The 20,556-nt window shown below is 34.7% G+C and carries 19 protein-coding genes and 2 tRNA genes; 6 read left to right on the forward strand and 15 right to left on the reverse strand.

What is annotated here, in order from left to right; genetic code table 11:
* Nucleotides 1-34 precede the first annotated feature (34 nt).
* A complete protein-coding gene (locus DL91_RS09970) occupies nt 35-688 on the forward strand; it encodes a TrkA family potassium uptake protein (RefSeq protein WP_048191424.1) in 654 nt (217 codons plus the stop codon).
* A gap of 40 nt (nt 689-728) precedes the next feature.
* Here the strand turns inward: DL91_RS09970 and DL91_RS09975 are convergent, their stop codons facing one another.
* The 6 genes from DL91_RS09975 to DL91_RS10000 form a co-directional block, all read right to left on the reverse strand.
* Complete coding sequence (locus DL91_RS09975) at nt 729-2,225, reverse strand: PAS domain S-box protein (protein WP_052374371.1); 1,497 nt, start codon at nt 2,223-2,225, stop codon at nt 729-731.
* 29 nt (nt 2,226-2,254) lie between these two features.
* Nucleotides 2,255-3,154: a PhoU domain-containing protein gene (locus DL91_RS09980; RefSeq protein WP_048191426.1), complete on the reverse strand. Its 900-nt coding sequence runs from the start codon at nt 3,152-3,154 to the stop codon at nt 2,255-2,257.
* Between the two features lie 12 nt (nt 3,155-3,166).
* Complete coding sequence (locus DL91_RS09985) at nt 3,167-3,898, reverse strand: hypothetical protein (protein WP_231551447.1); 732 nt, start codon at nt 3,896-3,898, stop codon at nt 3,167-3,169.
* Between the two features lie 160 nt (nt 3,899-4,058).
* Nucleotides 4,059-4,865: a metallophosphoesterase gene (locus DL91_RS09990; protein WP_048191428.1), complete on the reverse strand. Its 807-nt coding sequence runs from the start codon at nt 4,863-4,865 to the stop codon at nt 4,059-4,061.
* An 83-nt stretch (nt 4,866-4,948) separates the two neighbouring features.
* Nucleotides 4,949-5,020: transfer RNA gene (locus tag DL91_RS09995), tRNA-Thr, on the reverse strand.
* A 71-nt stretch (nt 5,021-5,091) separates the two neighbouring features.
* Nucleotides 5,092-5,175, reverse strand: a tRNA-Leu gene (locus DL91_RS10000).
* A 310-nt stretch (nt 5,176-5,485) separates the two neighbouring features.
* On the opposite strand from DL91_RS10000, the gene DL91_RS10005 reads away from it, so the two are divergent.
* The 5 genes from DL91_RS10005 (at nt 5,486) to DL91_RS10025 (ending at nt 9,078) form a co-directional block, all read left to right on the forward strand.
* Entirely contained in the window at nt 5,486-5,659 is a 174-nt protein-coding gene (locus tag DL91_RS10005) for a 4Fe-4S binding protein (protein ID WP_048191431.1), read from the forward strand.
* Nucleotides 5,656-6,813: an NAD(P)/FAD-dependent oxidoreductase gene (locus DL91_RS10010; protein WP_048191433.1), complete on the forward strand. Its 1,158-nt coding sequence runs from the start codon at nt 5,656-5,658 to the stop codon at nt 6,811-6,813. Before DL91_RS10005 ends, DL91_RS10010 begins: the two co-directional genes overlap by 4 nt.
* A gap of 158 nt (nt 6,814-6,971) precedes the next feature.
* A complete protein-coding gene (locus DL91_RS10015) occupies nt 6,972-8,336 on the forward strand; it encodes a HEAT repeat domain-containing protein (protein ID WP_048191435.1) in 1,365 nt (454 codons plus the stop codon).
* Between the two features lie 138 nt (nt 8,337-8,474).
* Nucleotides 8,475-8,804: a hypothetical protein gene (locus tag DL91_RS10020; RefSeq protein ID WP_048191437.1), complete on the forward strand. Its 330-nt coding sequence runs from the start codon at nt 8,475-8,477 to the stop codon at nt 8,802-8,804.
* A complete protein-coding gene (locus DL91_RS10025) occupies nt 8,776-9,078 on the forward strand; it encodes a methylated-DNA--[protein]-cysteine S-methyltransferase (protein WP_048191439.1) in 303 nt (100 codons plus the stop codon). Before DL91_RS10020 ends, DL91_RS10025 begins: the two co-directional genes overlap by 29 nt.
* Here the strand turns inward: DL91_RS10025 and DL91_RS10030 are convergent.
* The 9 genes from DL91_RS10030 to DL91_RS10070 form a co-directional block, all read right to left on the reverse strand.
* The gene (locus tag DL91_RS10030; protein WP_048191440.1) at nt 9,075-9,542 is read right to left on the reverse strand and encodes a 4Fe-4S dicluster domain-containing protein; all 468 of its coding nucleotides are present in this window, start codon (nt 9,540-9,542) and stop codon (nt 9,075-9,077) included. The two genes, DL91_RS10025 and DL91_RS10030, sit on opposite strands and share 4 nt — an antisense overlap.
* 21 nt (nt 9,543-9,563) lie before the next feature.
* Nucleotides 9,564-10,952, reverse strand: coding sequence for an acetyl-CoA decarbonylase/synthase complex subunit gamma (acsC, locus tag DL91_RS10035; RefSeq protein WP_048191443.1), 1,389 nt, complete (start codon nt 10,950-10,952; stop codon nt 9,564-9,566).
* A 12-nt stretch (nt 10,953-10,964) separates the two neighbouring features.
* Complete coding sequence (cdhD, locus tag DL91_RS10040; RefSeq protein ID WP_048191444.1) at nt 10,965-12,125, reverse strand: CO dehydrogenase/acetyl-CoA synthase subunit delta; 1,161 nt, start codon at nt 12,123-12,125, stop codon at nt 10,965-10,967.
* A 12-nt stretch (nt 12,126-12,137) separates the two neighbouring features.
* The gene (locus DL91_RS10045) at nt 12,138-12,896 is read right to left on the reverse strand and encodes an AAA family ATPase (RefSeq protein WP_048191446.1); all 759 of its coding nucleotides are present in this window, start codon (nt 12,894-12,896) and stop codon (nt 12,138-12,140) included.
* A 62-nt stretch (nt 12,897-12,958) separates the two neighbouring features.
* Nucleotides 12,959-14,374 (reverse strand): CO dehydrogenase/CO-methylating acetyl-CoA synthase complex subunit beta, encoded by a 1,416-nt coding sequence (gene cdhC, locus DL91_RS10050; RefSeq protein ID WP_048191447.1) that lies wholly within the window; start codon nt 14,372-14,374, stop codon nt 12,959-12,961.
* 62 nt (nt 14,375-14,436) lie between these two features.
* Entirely contained in the window at nt 14,437-14,949 is a 513-nt protein-coding gene (cdhB, locus tag DL91_RS10055) for a CO dehydrogenase/acetyl-CoA synthase complex subunit epsilon (protein WP_048191450.1), read from the reverse strand.
* Complete coding sequence (cdhA, locus tag DL91_RS10060) at nt 14,950-17,295, reverse strand: CO dehydrogenase/acetyl-CoA synthase complex subunit alpha (RefSeq protein WP_048191451.1); 2,346 nt, start codon at nt 17,293-17,295, stop codon at nt 14,950-14,952.
* Between the two features lie 273 nt (nt 17,296-17,568).
* Entirely contained in the window at nt 17,569-18,642 is a 1,074-nt protein-coding gene (locus DL91_RS10065) for a type II secretion system F family protein (protein WP_048191452.1), read from the reverse strand.
* Nucleotides 18,643-18,700: 58 nt separating this feature from the next.
* Nucleotides 18,701-20,326, reverse strand: coding sequence for a CpaF family protein (locus DL91_RS10070; RefSeq protein ID WP_081882658.1), 1,626 nt, complete (start codon nt 20,324-20,326; stop codon nt 18,701-18,703).
* Nucleotides 20,327-20,556 lie beyond the last annotated feature (230 nt).

Here is a 20,556-nt window from a genome sequence, read left to right on the forward strand (position 1 = left end):
AAATTAAATATTCTAATATTGGAGTTATTATAAAATGTACGTAGTAATTATGGGTGGTGGAAAAATGGGGCGGAATTTGGCCTCATTTTTGATTGCAGATGGACATGATGTTACTTTGATAGAATGTGATCAAGAGTTGTGTAATGAAGCTTCATCTGAATTGGATGCAATGATTATCTGTGGTAGTGGTACAGATGCTAAGGTATTGAAAGAAGCAAATTTAGAAGATGCTGATGTTTTTGTAGCAGCTACTGGAAATGATGAGGTCAATTTATTAGCATCCATCCTCGTAAGTGAGTTTAAGAATACAAAAATAATAGCCAGATTAAGTGATCCAAGCCATTCAAGTGCATTTAAAAAGATTGGTATTGACTCTGTTGTAAGTCCAGAAATTACCACAGCTAGCTATGTTGAAAAATTAATTATAAGGCCTAAAATTGCTGATTTAGTTGTCATGGGAAAAGGGGATGCAGAATTATTGGATATAAAATTGGAAAACGAAAAATCAATAGGCAAAAAAATAGGTGATATTAGTCCCAATGATAACTTTTTAATTGTAGCAGTCTATGAAAATGGAAATTTAATAATTCCAAAACCTGAAATGGTTTTAAAAAAAGATATGAAAATTTCTATACTAGTAAAAACTAAATATGCCCAAAATGTCATGAAAAGATTTACTAATTTGTAAAAAAAATAAATTTTTAATTTTCCCTTTAATTATATCAATTTTATTGTTCTTCTAAATGATCCCGGGCTTGTCTTAATTCTTCTTCTAATATTTTGCGTTCGGTTATATCTTTCCAATATGATGAGATTCCATCAGCAGAGGGGTATATGCTAAAATCAAACCATTGATCAGAGTTTTTAATACCTCGAGCTTCAAAGTGTTGGATTTCATCTGATTCCATTGCACTGCGGAATAACTCTTCATATTTTGTTCCTATGAATTCTGGAAATAATTCCCATAGATTTTGTTCTATTAAGTCATCATGTTCTATTCCAAAGTATTCAGCAGCATATTGATTAATATAAATAAAATTCCAATTATGATCCAAAGCAAAGAAAATGTCCTGTATACTGTCCAAAATCTCCCTCATTTGACTTTTACTGCGTGCAAGTTCTTCTTCTGCATGTTTACGTTCAGTATCGTCAAATACATATCCTTTAACTCGAATAAGTTCATTTGAATCATTAAATATACCAAAAAGATTTGCAACTACGTGAATTCTCAAACCATCTGATCTTCTCTGCCAACTCTGAAAACCATAAAGTTTGCGTTCCTTTTTTAACCTTGTGACCATATAAGGCCAATCAAAACGATTAAACTTTGAAATATTTGAATTAGATGCCACTCTACAGCTATTAAAACCGTAAATCTCAGCAAATGCAGGGTTACATTCTAAAATTTCACCATCAATATTCGCAATAAAATCCCCGGTTAAATCTTCATCGAAAAGACGATGATATTTTTCTTCACTTTCTTTTAAAAATTCTTCTGCTATTTTTCTTTCAGTATCATCGAAAATATAACCCTTAACTTGAATAAGTTCGTTTGAATCATTAAAAATACCTACAACATTAGCAACCACTTGAATTATATTACCATCTGGTCTTGTATGACTACTTTGATAACCTTTGATCTTAGGCTCATTTTTGAGCTGATTGATGAGGTTAATCCAATCAACTATGTTGAATTTTGAGATATCAAATTTCAATGCACTTTCACGATTATCAAATCCATATATCTCTAAAAAGGAATTGTTACATTCTATTAATCTACCCTCGGGAGTTGCAATAAAATCACCAGTTAGATCATCCTCAAAAAATCGATAATACTTCTCTTCACTGTAGGGAATATCGATTTTTTCTGAAGGACCAACATTTTGAATCATCACTAAAAAACCAGAATCAACAACTGAAATAATAAATTCAATTATATCTTTACCAAAATTAGTTAAATCAATATCCCTTTCAACTTTACCATTTCCAAAATCTTTCAATGGGATTTGAAACCTAACTAATCCTTCTTTAAATAATGTATCTTTTATTGGAACAAAATTAGAAATTCCAAATAGGTTAACCCCTAAAACATCATCTAATTTAGATATTCCTAAAATTTTAAATGAAAATGGATTAATATCAATTAATTTACCTTCTTCATTATAAAAAAGAATTCCTATTGGAGATTTATCAAATATACTCATGAATCTATCTATATCTTCCATTATAGATTCTCCCTTCTTTTATAATAATATTATTCTAAAGATCTTCTCCTGAAACGTTCAGGTGTGGTTGTTCTAGGTATATTTCTGTAAAATTCGCCAGCAGTATCGATTATTTCTACAGATATATCTCCAATCCTTTCAAATGCTTTAACCACTCTAGATAAAGTTAAATAATATGTTGAACGATCCTTATCCATTACATCATCTTCAGCCATTTGAATTGCGATGTTGTTTAGGGCTTTTTTCTGGAGTTCATGAATTTTCTCTTCATAATCCATAACTTTTTCTTTTAAATCTAATTCTTCGTTTAAAAATCCTTGCATTGAATATTTAACCATTTTTCGTGATGTTAAGTACATAGAGTTAAGTACCTCTAACATCTCTGGATCGACTTCATAACAACCATTTAATACAAAATTGGCAATATGACAGGTGTGATCTGCAATACGTTCAAGATCGTAAGCAACTTCACTGAATACCATTGTTTTACTAAATTCAGAATAGGGATTTATTGATATAACTGTATCAACTGAAGAACGAACCTTTTCATGCATGTTGTTACTAATATAATCCATTTCAAGTGCTTTATTAGCCATCTCATCATTATAATTTACAAAAGATTCAAATGACATATCAAACTGTTTGCAAACGTGTTCAACCATGTTCTTTAACATATCTTTTATGAGATACGCTCCAGCGTATTCTCTTGAAGTTTTTTCTTCATCAAACATTTCTGAAAATTCGTCAAACTTTTTCAAATCGAGAATATATGCTCTTCTAACAACACCACGTTTAACAAGGGGCTGTAGTAATTTAGTAACATATCTTCGAGTCAATCCAAGTTTTTCAGCTATTTCATCCTGAGTTGAGGGATTGTCATGTAATATTACATCAAGTATGGCTTTCAACGTGCTGTTAGATCGTTTCATTTTAAATCACTTTTACCTCATATCATGATCCCTTTTGGTCTCATCATCGTTATTAATCTTGGGATCATTTCCCTTCTTACTATCTTTAAACCAATAATCTAACTTTTTATTATACTTAACATCCTCATCCTCAATTTTTTCATAATTCTCAAAATCAGTTTCATTTTTATCATTAATTATTGTAACTGATTCTTTTGTTATGGCTATTATAACATAGCTAAGCGCAGCAATCACCATAAGTGATATAATGATTCCTAATTCTGAAAATATCACCGAATAAAGGTCAGTGATAGGAGTATTAAAGTCTGCAAAACCTCCTAAAAGTACTATGATACCCACTATTATTATTATATATCCATAAAGTTTTTTAATATTTTCTGGTTGTATTATGGGATAAAGTCCCATTATGATAAGTCCAACACCAATAGAACGGAATAAGTTGTTTTCCGTTGCATTTTCGAGAATGTAAAAGAAATTTCCAGGTTTTAAGTAAAGTAATGCAAATACGAATAATATTTCTATCGCAACTATCAAAATAAGGGGGATCGTATAGACTATTCTGGCCTCTACATTTTGAGTTCTAATTCCTTCCAATGGGGCTTTAAATAAATGTGACATTATCTGATAGAGAATAGCACCTAATACTGCCCCAATAACTGTTCCCCCAATTCCAAGTATTGATGTGGCATAAGCCACAATTCCAGCGATGATTCCTGCCATCGCTACATCCAATGTTTTTGACATGTTTTATCACTTTAAATCTTAGTTTCATTACCTTAAAATCTTATTAACCTTTTTTATTTAAATTTATTGAATTGCAATTATGAATTTTTGTAAAATAATTTATTTATTTTAAATTATTATACTTATTAAAAAAAATTGTATAAATGGGCATGACTATGCCTTAAGGCAAATGAAGTGTGTTATGGTTATAAGAGCATATACTATATTCATTTCCATCTACTTCTACAGAATAGTTAGCTAATTCTTTCTTGTACCCAGTTTCTGTATTTATCAGGTTCACAAATATTCCACATTCATCTATTAAAAGTTCGTTGTATGAAGGATATGTGTGTCCCCTCAATTTTCTGGTTGTTGCAGTACCGGAATTTAGTGTTACCATCTTTTCAAGCATCCAAACGTTAGGAACATGTTTATGTCCATTCAATACAAAATCAACACCATAATCCGTGAACACTCGTAAAAGATCTCCAGAATCTAATAAAATATTTCTTTCACGACCTGTTTGAGGGATTGGAAGTAAATGGTGGTGAAAAGTCACTATCTTGCATATGTCATCCGGAATTTTATTCAGTTCATTTTTTAACCATTCCAATTGATCAACGCCAATTTGTCCATCATTTATATCTGGTTCTGATGAGTCTAACCCTATTATTGCAAATCCTCCACTTTTATCATTATGAATAAATTTGCGTTCCCCAACCTGTTTTTCAAAATGGACTAAACCAACGTTTCTAGCATCATGGTTACCTGGAATCACATGGATCTCTGTAATAGACTCTAATTCATCAAGAAAAGTGGATGCATCATTATATTCATGTACATAGCCCTGAGTTGTTAAGTCACCAGACACAATGATCAGATCAGGGTTTTCATCGGTAACCTGCTTTAATAAATTATTTTTGAGGTCTTGTGAAAATGTTTTTTCCCCGAAATGTATATCCGATACCTGTATTATCTTTTTTTGCAAATTAATTCACCTTTAAATCCTATTTAAATAGTATTCAATTTGATAACCATTTATAATCAATTAAAAAAACATAAAAAAATTTAAGCCTCAGGGGGGATTTGAACCCCCGGCCTATGCCTTACCAAGGCATCGCTCTACCCCTGAGCCACTGAGGCATTATTAAATTATTAATAAATGTATAATTTAAAATTTTACAGATTAAGCGGTTACAAAATTGATATAAAAGTGCAGGGGATGGGATTCGAACCCACGTAGGCCTACGCCAGAGGATCTTAAGTCCACCCCCTTTGGCCAGCTCGGGCACCCCTGCATACAAACGAAGTTAGTTTACATCATATATTAAGTTAACGGTTTCACTAAAGATAAATCAATTTATTACCTTTCAAAGCTAAATTTCAGAGATTAAACTCAAAATAATATATATTAAAATATTAAATATTAGTTCTAACCAAACAAAAAAGTGTTATTATTTATAAATATTACTTTATCCCCACATATTCTCTTTGATATCAATTTAATCGCATTAAATAAACTTAATAAGGATTTAAGATAAAAACATAAGATATATAAGAATCTTATACCAATAAATAACTATATTGAACTTATTAAAGGTGATTAGAATGGATATCTTATCAGAAAATTGTGGATATTGTGGTTGCTGCGTAGGAGTATGCCCGGAAAATGTTCTTGAATTGGAAGAAAGTAAATTGCATATTAAAGAAGGATGCACTGAATGCGGAAACTGTGTAATTGTGTGTCCTCTTGGAGCACTGATCATTGGAGGTAGCCAATGAAAAAATTGGAATATGATGTTGTGGTAGTTGGTGGACGAGTAGGAGGTTCAACTGCATCCTTATTCGCGTCAAAATCCGATGTTAACGTCCTTATGATTGAGAAAAGGCAAGAAATTGGAAGTCCTGTACAATGTGCTGAAGGTGTAACATATAACACATTTGAAACCCTTGAAATAAAGCCATCTGAAAGATACATTCGTTCAAGAATTAAAGGTGCATACATTAATGCACCAGATGGGAGAAGAATCAAATATGATGGAGATATTGCTGAAGGGATGGTTATAGATCGTAAAATATTTGATAAAGAACTTGCAATAGAGTCTGCAAAAGCAGGAACAGACATTATGGTTAAAACAACAGCTAAAGATTTAATAATAAAAGATCAAAAGGTCTGTGGTGTTGTAGCAAAACACTTGGGAGAAACAATTGAAATAAGCGCCGATGTTGTGATAGCTGCTGACGGTATTGAATCTAATATGGCTAGATTAGCAGGCATTGAAACCCATCACAACCCCGATCTGATCTGTTCTTGTGCCCAATACGAGATGGTAGGAATGGATGTTGATCCTGGAGTCTTAGAATTTTACTTTGGGGAAAAAATTGCACCAGGAGGATACTTATGGATATTTCCTAAAGGAGATGGTATTGCAAATGTTGGAGTGGGTATTCGAAGTTCAGTTGAAACTGCTATCAACTATCTTAACAAATATGTTTCTGATTTAGATGCAACTCCTGTAGAACTAAATATCGGAGGAGTACCTGTTTCAGGACCAATAGATAAAACATATACAGATGGATTTTTAGTCGTTGGTGATGCAGCAGGACAGGTAGACCCGATTACTGGTGGTGGAATCCATCCCACAATCTCATGTGCAAGGATTGCTGGAGAGATTGCAGCAGAAGCAGTACAAAATAATGATTATTCATCAGAATTCTTAAAGAGCTACCATAAAAAATGGCGAGATGAAATAGGGGAAACCCTTGATCAATCTGTTAAATATCGTAGAATGGCAGATAAACTAAATGATAATGATATGAATGCACTTGCAGAATTTATTGAAACTCAGGATCTGGAAGCTATATCTAAGATATCTGTACTAAAATTTGTTGGAAAACATCCCAATCTTATGAAGCTCTTAACAGAGCTATTATAATACATTCTATTTCTTTTTAAAAAATTAATCCAAAATAGTTTCAATTTATGTGGTTACTACAATGATAAATCCTAAATTATTTATCCATAAAAGAATACATATTAAGTATAAAGAGATCATTATGAACTTTAATATCTTGAAGGATGTGAACAACACTGATGGATTCTAAAGAACAAGAGTTTAAACCTAATATAGATGATCTAGAAGCCAAAAAAGATATTAAGGGTTTAATTAAAGCCCTCAAACATGAAGATCATATTGTTAGGAAGCAAGCTGCAGTATCACTTAAAAAGGTAGGTGATAAAAGTGCAGTTGAAGCTCTTATAGAAGCTCTTAACTATGAAAAATGGGAAGACAAATATACAGTATTAATAGCTGTTAGAGAAAATGCAGCAGAAGCTCTAGGAATAATTGGAGATAAAAGGGCTATTGAACCTTTAATAAAAGCTTTATTCGAAGACACAGATGAAGAGGTAAGGTGGAAAGCTGCAGCAGCACTTGGAAAGATTGGAGACCCTCTTGCAGTGGAACCATTGATACATGCCCTTAATGATGAAAGCTGGACAGTACGAAGGACTGTTACAATATCTTTAGGAGATCTTGGTGATAAAAGAGCTTTTGATTTTATATTAAAATCCATGAATGACAAAGATTGGCATGTAAGGAAGTATGCTGCAGTTGCACTTGGAAAAATTGGGGATGAAAGAGCAATAGATCCCCTTGTGAAAGGTTTAAATGATGAAGATGGTGATGTGAGATGGAAATCTATTATTGCCCTGGGAAATATAGGTACTTCTGCTGTTGAACCATTATTAAAAGCCTTTGAGACTGATAATTGGCAGACAAAATCAAGGGTTGCCGAAGTACTTGGAAAAATTGGAGATAAAAGAGCAGTAAGTCCATTAATTCAAACACTGAACAATAAAAATCAGAACAAATATGTTCGAGGTCGTATTATAGAAGCTCTTGGGAAAATAGGAGATGAAAGAGCAGTGGAACCATTGATTAAAGCTCTTGATGATAAATATATTTATGTAAGACTCAAAGCTGAAAATGCTCTTGATACAATTAAAACCAAAGGTACAGGATCATGGATTGTGCACTATGAAAATGGAGAAATTTCATTTGATTACCCTCATAGCTGGGAGATAATTGAAACAACAGATGAAAAAAAAGTTATTAAGGGAGGGGTTGCTAACAATGCAATTAACTTCTCAATTAACAGACTTGAAGAGGCAGAGGATATCAAAGTAAAAGAGTTTTCAGGTATACTGAAAAATGTATTCTTAATGCAAAACAGCAAGATCATATCAGAAATGGAATTCAAAGCCAAGGATATGGATGCTATCATATTAGTGGGCGAAAATCCACACAAGGTATCCCTTACAAAAATAATGATAATTGCTTTTAAAAAGAAGGATTTATTATTTTATTTATGGTTTGCTGGGGAACATGAAAATTTCGAACTTTTCAACGAAGACATTGATTTTATAGTTGACAGTTTCCACATACAAAATTCTTAAACATACAAAAATCATAATTTATTTTATCATTAAATTTAAATGTTAAATATTAATTATTCTTCTGTAGACTTATTTATATTAATAAATTAGATGAATACTTTATTTATATACTCAATAAATGACTTAGGTCCTGATAAAATGAATAAAAAAAGTAAGAATCCCACAATAATTTCTACACACAAAAATGAAAATCTATACTTTGCAGTAGGATATTCAGAAAGAGGAAAAATAATACGAATATCACTACCCCAAAAGAGTGAAGAAGACGCAATATTTGAAATAGCAAAATATCATCCTGAATTTTTAGTTTCAGATCAATACTATGAAACTGCAGAGATGATTTGTAAAATGTATCATGGAAGAGATGTAAAATTTGATTTAGAAATTCTTGATATTGAAGAATCAACAATTAATACTTCCTTTGAAAAGGATGTAATTCTTGAAGTTGCAAAAATACCCCTGTGGTAGCGTAAGAACTTATAAAGAAATCGCAAAATTACTGAATAGCCATGCTTACAGGGCAGTTGGAACAGCCATAGGTAAAAACCCATTCCCCATATTAATCCCTTGTCACAGAGTAATTAGATCAGATGGAAAAATCGGTGACTTCAGAGGAGGAACTCCAATGAAGGTTGAAATATTGAAAAATGAAGGAATCAAAATTCAAGATCTAAAATTATTGGATCCAAAAAAAAGCTTACAAAAAAATAAAAAAAATAAAAAAGACAGAAAATCTATCTAAATTTTATCCTGATATGCTTTCATAGCTTGTTCAAGCACATCTGCAAATGTTGTATCATTTTTAAGATCTTCAAGATCTTCAATTGAGAATATCTTGAGAACATTATCTTTACACGCTTCAACACATGCAGGAATAATTCTATCTGTTTCCATACATAAGGTGCACTTCTGTGTTGATTTTTTCTCTGCATCAATAACAATCATCCCCACAGGACATGCAATCATACACAGTCTGCAGAGTATACATGCTTCGTAATCCACAAATAAAGTTCCATCCTCCTCCCTTATGGCGTTAGTAGGACATATTCTAGCACAAGGTGCTTTATCAGGATGGCATTGCATGCAGAAGATTGGAACAGTGGAGGTCTTTTTTGCCCTTGAAACTCCATGCTCGTCACTACATGCTGTAATACAATCCTTGCACTCAGTGCACATTCTAGGATCAACAACCATCAGCGTCTTCATAAGATCATTCCTATCACTTTTTTATTTTGCTTCTTGTTTTTCTTTCAATTTTAAAAAGAAATCAGGTACTGCTGACGAATCTCTTGGACCAACAACAACATCCCATCCAGATTCATCCTCAATTTCCCCACTTAATGGTGCAGATAGTCCCGGTATAATTAAAGTCCTCGTTTTAACCTTTTCTTCTATTCCAGATTCTTTAATAAGATCTGAAACAGATTTACCAGATTGTTGTCCTCCTGCAAGAGATACATCAACTGCTCGGCCTTCAGTATCCAGAACAAGTAGATAACAGTTTGCTTTACCTGATTTTAGATCTCCTTCAACAGTGTAATATGTGAGAGCGAAGTTAGTTGTCAGTAAAACAGGTGAGTTTTCATCGAGTTCTCCAAACTCGTAAATACCAGGATCAACCATTTGTGGTTTTCTTGGATCTGTGAAAATGCTCTGTCTAAGAGTTAGTACAGGTATGAGCTCCCATATATTGGTTCCATGGATAATTAACATATCCGCATATTTGTTCATGAGTGTTGCTGCTATGGTGGCCTCTTTTATGCCGCCTTGCACCTCGTCCTTTTCATATAACCACGTTAAAGCGGGAACTCCTAGAATAGGGAATCTAAAGTCTTCATCTTTCTCTTCAATTGCCAATCTTCTGATCATAACGAAGTTATCGAGTGTGTCACCAATTCCATCATCCACATATGTTCCAGGGTCGAGTACAATATCCTTAATTCCCTTAGATCTAAGTATCCTCGAAAGTTCTTTCATTTTTTCAAGATCATTTGGAACAAACAGTGCTAAAGGACATTCATATTCAATAGCCAGAGATGCCATATCTTCAATGTTATTTTCTGTTGCAGCATATATGAGTGGTCTTTCGTCTCCAACTTTTTCAAGAGCAGCCTTCATTGCCTCTGGATCCATTGAACATAGAACCAATGGTAATTTAGATGATTTTAGTTTTGATGCAGTTTCAGCAAATTTATTATTGTCTCCTGAAACATTCCTTATGGCAATACCATCAAGAACAAGTTTTTCACCTGTTCTTTCAAATTCAGATTCTTCAATGATTTTAACTCTCTCTTTTAGAGTTTCATCATCCATATTATCGTTTACATCAATTACCATAGGCGTTGGGTTATAATATGTGAGTTCATATCTATAAAGAACCTCATCACCACCCATTATCATAGCTTTTGAGCCTTTTCCTATAGTTATCTCCCTCACGGCAGGTGCCAATAGGTTTTCAAGTTTTTCCAGTTCATCTGCTGCCATTTGTGTGCAAAGTTCAAGGTCTGTTTCCTTGTCTGAGAGTTTGGTGGCGAATGCCATACAAGAAGCCTCTCCACATTTGGCGCAATTGGTCTTGGGAAGTAGCCTGTAAATTTCCATTGCAGTGACTTGCAATCTAAAACCTCCTTATTCAAGTTCCGTAATCCAGTTTGTAATATCAGGGACATCAGTTGAAAGGTAATCCCTTGTGAATGTATTTCCTATTTCCTTGAGCATCTGTACAGACGATGGATGAAGCATCATGAATATATCGACACCGCATAACATCATTGTAAGACCCGTTATAATTTCCCATATTGGTCCACGGTAAGCTGTTGGTCCCCATTCATCTTTTTTCATCCAAGCTTCACGAGAACCCCATGCATTGGTTGTACCTGATGACATTGGCATCTGAAGATCTGTGTCTCCTTTCAGTGCAGCCAGTCTAGTCCTGGTTATTACATCGATTGAGAATTCCACACCATACCCCAAGGCACATGTTGTTGGGTCCATGACAATATCTTTTTGAGTTAATCCTTCCTTCATTAAGTACTTGTTAAGAGTTTTCTGCATGTTAATGTCAGTTATTGCCCAAGATAGTACTGCATGATTATAATCCATAGCAGCCTTTGCAACTTTTCTGAAATCAAGATCAAGGTTTGCAGAAGCAAGCAGACATCTCTCACCTTCAGCTGCAGCTGCAGCAGCTTCAAGAACAATAGGATCCTTTATTGGATCTCCTGACCCTCCTATTACCAGAGGAACTTTAACTGCCTGGAGTACTTCTTCTATATCCTGTGCAGCTTGACGTGGAGTTTTATCCATTACCTTTGGACCAGTTCCTATTAAATGTATAGTGATCATGTTTGCTCCATAGTCCTTAACAGCCTTTTTTGCCCATTCTCCAGGATGTTCCATAACATCCTCAAAATGTTCCCTTATTGGCTTAGGAAGGCCAGGCATGGGAATATCAAACACATCAAAAGTAACAACAGGAGCATTTGGTTGTGCTTCTTCAAATCTGTAAAGTGCCTTTTGACCACCCAAGAAAACCGGTTTCCTTGTACCTGCACCCAGTTGAACCTCAGCAACCTCACCCGGATAGTTGTGCACCGGTGGTGCAAATGGTTCTATAGTTGGCAATGTTTCCTTTGCAATAACAGCTTGCTTTTGAGCAACCTGCTGCACCATTTTTTGGACGGCTGGCATCAAATTAATTTCCAGCTCATCAAAGTCCATTCTAAAATCATTTATCTCTATGGTGTCTGTATTTTCCAATAGTTTAAGAAGTTGTGTCATTTTATCCATTGATACACATCCTTAATTTGAATTTAAAATCCTAGATACGATTTTTGAAACTGTAACAACAGAATTAGAATCATCTGGAAGGTTCACGAGAGGTGTTCCTTCAATATCATATTCTGCTACTTCTTCATCTTCGTAAATGGTTCCAATAATTTCAATACCAGTTTCTTTGGCTTTTTTAATTATCATATCTTTGTTATCTGGAGTGATTCTGTTAACAACAAGAAACATCTTTTTGAAGTTTATATCCAGCTCATTAGAAAGTTCTCCAATCCTTTGAGCTGTCAATATTCCTCTTTTTGATTTGTCTGTTACAACTAACATTGTGTCAACGTTTTGAGTTGTACGCCTACTTAAATGTTCAAGTCCTGCCTCTGTGTCTATAACTATATAATCATAGTTTGCAGAAAGGGTTTCTATAATCTTTCTCAGCATATTATTAACTGCACAGTAACATCCACTCCCTTCCGGTCTTCCCATAACCAAAAGATCAAATTTTGGTGTTTCAACTACAGACTCCATTATCTTGTAGTCAAGAATATCCCATTTATTCATATCCTTGGGAATGTTACCCTTCGCAGTGTCAACCTTCAACTCTTCCCTCACATCACCAACAGTTTTTATAACTTCAACTCCAAGTGCCTCTGGAAGATTAGAGTCAGGATCTGCATCAATTGCAAGAATATCCTTATTTTTCTCTGACAAAGCCTTTATTAAAAGGGAAGAAAGCAATGTTTTACCTGTTCCACCTTTCCCACTTACCGCGATTATCACTAGATACTCTCCATTTATTTAGATAGAAATATTTTCAATATTATTCATTTATTATTGTAATTCTATTTTCTCTTAATTATCACCTTTTCAGCGTATATTTTAGCATTTCTGAAGATGATTTTAACTCCACCACTTGCTGAAGGTACTGTGAGTTCTGGTGCATATGCAACTTGTGTCATAGGTACTCCTTCAACTTCCATTTCAGGCATAGCTTCCATTTCTATAGAAGATTCTTCTTCAACTGAACCAGTTTCTTCTGCAGTTTTTGCTTTAGCTTCTTTCAACCTTTCAATGATAGGATGGTTTTTTTCTCTAAGGAACTTTCTGATCTCTTTAATACTATTTGCATCTTCTTCGGTTGGTATTTTATCAGCCAGATCTTCTGGTATGAAATCTATAAGAGAATCTTTAATTGCTTTAGGAAGCCAAATAATCCTTTCATAACCACCATCTGCTTGTAAAAACTTTGGTGACCTCATGTATTCCAGACTTAAACCAGCAAATCCTTCAACTTGCTTTCCTCCAGAACATTGTCCTGCCATTGCAGAAAATGGAATTCCAAGAGGTGTTTCTCCTTTAAAGTCCCTGTCTACAATTCCTACGCCATCAAGTTCAGGTATGTAAAATGCAACCGCTTCAAAACATCCACAGGAAGTATGGGGGTATCCAAATACACTGTGTAGATAAACTCTGTCAACTGTTCCTTGAGATTTGTCTGCCATTACAGTGTTCACATTGGCATATTCTCCCCTAATTTCGTCTAATACTTCTCCTTTATCAATTTCGAATATTGGACCATCAGGATCCATTTTAGCAGCTGCTCTGCAGTCAAACCAGTTAATTGCTCCGCAAAGTGCTGTTCTATCTGGTGTTACAATACATGTATGTGTTGGTGCAAATGATTGACACATAACGCAACCGTAAAATACATCTACATCCTCGTCTGAAAGTTCTCGAGCCCTTGCATCTCTTTCTTCATATTGTTTACTTGTATTTTCAAGGAAAGCTTCAACTTCTTTTTTATCCGTGTAAAATGTGATTGATATTTCCTCGATTATTGGAAATTCTTCTTTAAAAAGTATAGAAAGAGATTTTCCAAGATGTTCCAGTTCAAAACCGGCATTCTTAGCTTCTTTGCTCACCCGACACCATATTTGATCGCGCTGATTTAGATGCATGAATCCTTTTATATAATTACTAAGTTCATGCGTTCTACGTTCTATAACTCCTTCAAGTTCCTTTTCGAGTTTTTCTCCCTTTATCTCAATGAGAATACCGAATGGATATATTTCTCCTTCCTTCATCTCGCTGAGATTAGGGCCTATCACCTCTACTTTCCCGTTTTCAACATCTTCTTTTACTTGAACCAGTTCTGCCCCTATGGATTTAGGGCCTGCAAGTTCAACGAACATGTTCGCCGATCTTATCCGTTCTCCCTCGTACATTGGGCTGACATCAACAGGTATATCCTCAAACATTGCATTCCTCCGATTTATCTATTTCTAGTTTATATATGCTATATATTCCAGTTTTTAATTAATTAGTCTGTTTTCATTTTTTCAAGGTATATTGACCATTCTTTATCCTTCATATTAGGGAATGATGCATCTGCATTTGAGTGGAAATATTTACAAAGTGTAAGGGTTTTAAGATGTGGTGCAAAGTGCTTTAGAGTTGAAAGACCCTGTGAAGCCATGTAATATATGCCTCCAATGAATATAACCAAATCATGTTGTCCTTCACCTTTCAAACCTTCCCATTCAGGGTCTTTTAAGAGGTTAATAATTTCAACAATTCCATATGCCTTTGTTTCTACTCTTTTGTCAAGATAAATCTTGAAGGTATCTGCGGTAGTTACAATGGGCAGATCCCATTTTTCAGCTATTTCAATTGAATGAGTAACAAGAGGTTCCTCTTTTGCAAGTGGTCCTAATACTAATAACGGCCTTTTTGCTTTTTTAACCATCATCTTAGCAGTTTCAGGTGTCACCATAAGTGCCTGTTTGGGTCCTGCTATAACAGTTGGCTGCCATGGAATAACTCTTTCATTCATCTAATCACCTTTCATATCCATTAAAGAAGGTTCTTGAGGTAATTTTTTAGGTTTCCAATTTTTTTCATCTAATATTTTCATAACATCCCTTTTATAGGTGATTGGAATATCCTTTTGAACCCTTACAAACTTGTAAATATCTTCGGGTATGGTTCCAAAGTACTTCTTGTGAAGATCTATGTAATGGTTAAGCTTTAACTGGCGACCCTTTGAAGTATCGTTTGGTCTTAAACATAATTTAGCAGTCATTACGGTTGCTTCTCCAATAGTTTCAGCGGCATAAAGAAGGTGTTCAGGTGCAGGTTCCCCATTTACAATTTCTCCATTTCTTAGATCGTTGACCTGCCATGATTCCTCTTTGTCTGTCCTTCCTAAGAATAAACGCCTATATTTAGAAGCATGAGGACCTACAACTACAGGTATTCCCCATCTGTTTACACCAGTTGCAATTGCAGCCGCTTTCTGAGAATATGCTCCCCACGCAACACCGCATGCTCCCACCCTGTTAAGTATATAATCTGCTATTTCCTCAAAATTGCCTTCTAAAGGCTTTTTAGCAAATATATTAGCGATTTTAATAGCCACGCCAGGGATATGTGCATTTGAAACACAAGACCCCATGTTTACAAGTCCTTTTGCTTCAAAAGATCCACTATAACGCTCGTATAGAGTTTTTCCTTCTTCATCCTTGTATTCCCCAAGCGTCATTGCTCCACAGCCAGTTGTGACTACTATATAATTCCTTTCAAGGAACTCTTCAGCCATTTTAGCTACTTCTTCTCCACCATCAGGGTAGTTAGTGCAGCCGACAAATGCTATAACTCCAGGAATGTCTCCTAAAACAATAGGTGCACCAACCCTTCTGACTTCAACATCTTGAACAGGCCCTCTGCCTGCCCTTATGTTATATTTCTGGTCTTGGAGGTTTATTTCACCTATTTTAGCCATCATTGATATGATTGGTATGTCCCTCGGACATTCTTGTTCGCATCTTCCACAGGAATAACAGATGTCATTGTTATAAAGTCTCTGCATCTGGGAGAGATCTCCCGTACTAGCAGCCATTACAGCATCCATCATGGGTATGCTATTTGGACATACACGATCACACCATTCACATTCTGTACATTCTTTTGCTAATTCAACAACTTCATCTAAATCTGGAAGTACTTTAACTTTAGAACGTCCCTCTGATGTTTTCATTGCAACTTTAGCAGCTACTTCCCCAACTTTATCAGGGTTTAATATCAATGCGCCTTCGATTTGGTTGTTGACAAGTTCTGATACGATTTTATCAGAGTCTTCATCTGTTTTATTAGGAAGTCCAAGACACATCTTATCAGTGGTTGCAATTACCACTGCATTATTTTTCTTGGCTTCTTCAAGCACATCTGTTCGTATACATTGTTCATCAACAATTATAACATCAGCAACACCACTTCGTATGAATTTGAGTTGTTTTGAAATGGGACCCACAATTTTTGCATTTTTATTGTAACGGGTTATATCTATTGCAGCACAACATATACCACAGACCTCCAAATCTTCTTCAAGATTCTGCTCCTCCAGGTAGTCCATTATGCCTGCTCCAGGGGCAACATTATGTCCAATGCATAGAATCACTGGTTTTTCCCTGTCAATTGTTCCTATTCCAAGTTCCACCAGTGGTGCTTCAGCATCACCTTTTGGCATGTCAAGAGCAACTATCTGTGCCAAATCTCCTATTTCTTTTCCAAGATTATCCATTAAGCCTGCGTGAAGTGCTTTTGATTCAAAATCAATACTACTACCTTCTTGCCCAGTATGACAAGCTGAAAGGAGGTGAACCATCTGTTCTTCAAGATAATCTAAAGCTTCTTTTAAATCTCCTAATTTTTTAGGTGTTTTACCTATTAATGTCCTCATAATTGGGGCTTCAATATCTATGCCCGTCCCCATATCTATTGGGAAGTCTTTGCCTTTTTTATCAATGAGATATTCCAGGAGATGTCTAGCGTGTCCTGAATGGGCTGCTGATCCAATACAGCATGCAAGAAGTACTGTTCTAGCTTGCTGTGCGGCAGCATCAATACCACACGCTCCTTTTTTCCCGAGTAGGTCACATTTACCATATGTGCATAAACAACACATATCGCAGAGTGGAGCGTAGAATGGCTCGTATCTCTCCAGTAACTTCATGTCCCAAGATCGTAAATCTGTTACATTCGGTTTTTGAGTAGGACCCATAGGTACCAATGGTTCATCAGTACTTTGAGTTCCTTCTTTCTGGATTATATCTCCTATTGATATCTTGAAATCCTTTGTTTTCCAAAAATCGTCCTTGAATTCCTTAGGTTTAGGTGCCATGCTTATCACCAATTATTAATGATTTATAATGATGTTTTTCCTATGTAACAATATATATATAAATATGTGGGTATTACGTTTTATCAAAATTCTATGTCTTTTTGATTAAAAAGTGATTTGATCTGTTGATCAAAATTATTGATAGAGAGGTTATTATAAACAAAAAGAACAATACTGCTGGGTTCTAACAATTTTCAATATTTTATTTAGAATATTATTAAAAATCTTATAAAAAATAGTATAAAAAAATTTTTCCTAAGAATTTTTATTGGATTATACTTGTGGTTCTAATCTCTTAATCATGAAAGCTAAGAAACCAACTATCATTGGAAATAGGAACAAATACATTATAATAAGTAGTATAGGAGGTATTAAAGCCCCCATTACAGTTGAAGCTGCTATTAACATGATCATTGTTATAACCGGAGCAAGAATTGCAATAAACATGTATAACATTGTGAATGAATTTAGTTTCTGGGCATAATCCTTTAATTTCATCCTTAATTCATAAGCAGTGTCCTCTGCAATAACGTTAAGTGTTTTTGCAAGATCTCCTCCGCTTGAAAGCGTTCTTGTTATCTGATAAACAGCCCTTCGAAGTCCTTCAGAATTTATCCTGTCGCTCATGTCAACTAATGCTTTTTCAGTTGTTTCACCATATTTTATTTCTTCAAGCGCTCTTGCAAATTCTTCTGAAAGAGCCCCATAACCTGAGAGAGCAACAGACCTCATACTATCGTGCATTCCTATACCTGCACGAAGTTCTGTCGCCATTTGTCTCAATGCAAATGGTAATTCTCTTGATGCTTCGTTTGAACGTGACCCCTTTTTGATGTTGGGTAAGTAAACAATAACTAAAGACATCATGAGGATTATTAATCCAAAAGCTGCCCCTATAATTATTCCAAATCCGAGTATGATCATGAGCATGAACACAACAACAAATGAAATTCCACCCATTACAATGATCATTCTTGGTTCTAGGCCCTGTTTCTCATCTTCTTTTAGAAGTTCTTCTAAAGATGCCTTTTGATAAACATCTTTTTTAACCTTCTTTTCCTTGGCCGGTTTCAAACCCCTATCATATTTTTTATCAATTAATTCTTTGAAGATCTCTATCTCATCCTTGTCCATACGCATTTTTTCGATTACACGAGGTGATGTTCTTTTAACAGTACTTTTACTAGATGAGGTCCTTTTTAATCCTTGACCAACTTTACCGGTTCTGGTTCTAATTTGACTCAGTTTATCAACTGGTACAGATACTCCTTCGCCAACCTTCTTAGTTGAATCTACGGTCATTCCACCTATTCTATTGAAGAAATTTTTGAGACCTTCAAAAACCATTTTATCACCAAAAAGTACCCTTTAATGTTTAATAATTAATTTAATTATCTTTTGCTAATTATAATATCTTTTCGAGAATTTGCTCAGGATCTTTATAATAATTGTTAATATAATTTCCAACTTCCTCTATGGATCTTAAGTTATTATCTGCCAGATACTCCAGTAAAAGTCTCCTTTTTTCGATCTCTTCTTCGATATCAGTAATTCCTATTCCCCTAAGTTCAGCTATGTCTCGCAGGGTTTGGCTTGCTATTCCAACATATTCCACCTTATCAGAAACATTATTCCATTCAAAAACTCTATTTAACTGAACATTGCCCTCTTCCATTCCCACTATTTCTGCAACCTCAGTTACACGTCTGATTGAGCCGCCTTCTGGTCTGTACATCCTGTTTTGCATTATAATAAAATCAAGGGCAGGAATCATGATAGTTGGTACATTCATTGGAGGGTTTACCAATCTTGTAACAGTTTCCCTCGCAGTGTTTGAGTGAACAGTTCCCATACCTGAGTGTCCTGTGTTCAATGCTGTAAAAAGAGTTACAGCTTCACCGCCCCTCACTTCACCTACTATTACTCTATCTGGTCTCTGTCTCAATGAATTTTTAACAAGAGTATCCATTGTTAATTCTCCCTTCCCTTCAATATTAGGTGGGCGGGTTTCCATTCTCAAAACATGAGTATGAGGAAGTTGAAGCTCTAAAGTATCCTCAATTGTTATTATACGTTCTCGTGGAGGTGTGAAAGCTGTAACCGCATTTAAAGTAGTTGTTTTACCTGAACCAGTTCCTCCAGCAATTATAGCATTACAAGGTTTAACACCAAGTCCATCGGTGCAAACCCATAAAAAACCAGCAAGATGAGAGGATAAAGTTTTGAAATTAATCAAATCTACAATTGTTAATGGGTCTTTCCTGAATTTCCTAATAGTTAATGTTGCACCATCTGCAGAAACAGGAGGTATTGTTGCGTTTACCCTTGAACCATCAGGGAGCCTAGCATCAAGTATAGGCGTTTGTTGATCTATTCTACGGTTAACTTGCCTAGCAATAACATCAATTATTGCCTTGATATCGGAATCATCATCAAAAATAACATTCGTAATCATCATACCTATCTTTCGGTGGTAAACAAACACATTTCTATTTACACCTATCACCATTATCTCTTCGAGGTCGTCATCCTTTATCATTGGATCTAGCTGACCATAACCAAGCATTTCCTGTGATATTTGGGTTGCCAGTCTGTCAACATCCCTCACGCCTTTAGATCTTAAAAATTCCTTTACTTCCCCTATAAAACTTCCTTCATCTATTCGAAAATCTTCACCTTGTGCCACTGCTACCTCAACTAGTTTTTCACGAACTTCGTTGAATATCAATCGTTCATTTTCAGAAAACTTAGGAAGACTCACATTATAAGTGGGTATTAAACCTTCTTCTATAATTTCTGCCTTTAAAACATCCGAAACTTTTTTTACAGACTTTGAACGTTTAGAAGGCCGTTTCATGACTTTATCTAAATTAAATGCCGAATCTTCACTTTTATCCGGAGCCTTATGTATCGGCTCTTCTTTTTTTTCTTTACTCTGCTTAAATATGTCATTTGAGTCGTTTTTAGACTCATCATCATCAGCAAATTCCCCAAGAAGATCTCTGAGGATTTCTTTACGTTTATCTTTCATAACTCTCAGATATCTATATAATTTAACCAATATTTAAGGATAACTTTTTATTATTGTATTCTTTTTCTAAAAATAAGATCATGAAATTAAATGTTTTTTAATACAATCAATGCAAATGATAAACTATTTCTAATTATAAAATTTGTCAATTTTTTCAGATAAATGAATCTACTATATTTCAGTATTTAACATATTATCCAGAATAATTTAAATTAGAATATTATGATATA

This window comes from Methanobacterium sp. SMA-27 (assembly GCF_000744455.1).
Classification (GTDB): domain Archaea; phylum Methanobacteriota; class Methanobacteria; order Methanobacteriales; family Methanobacteriaceae; genus Methanobacterium_B.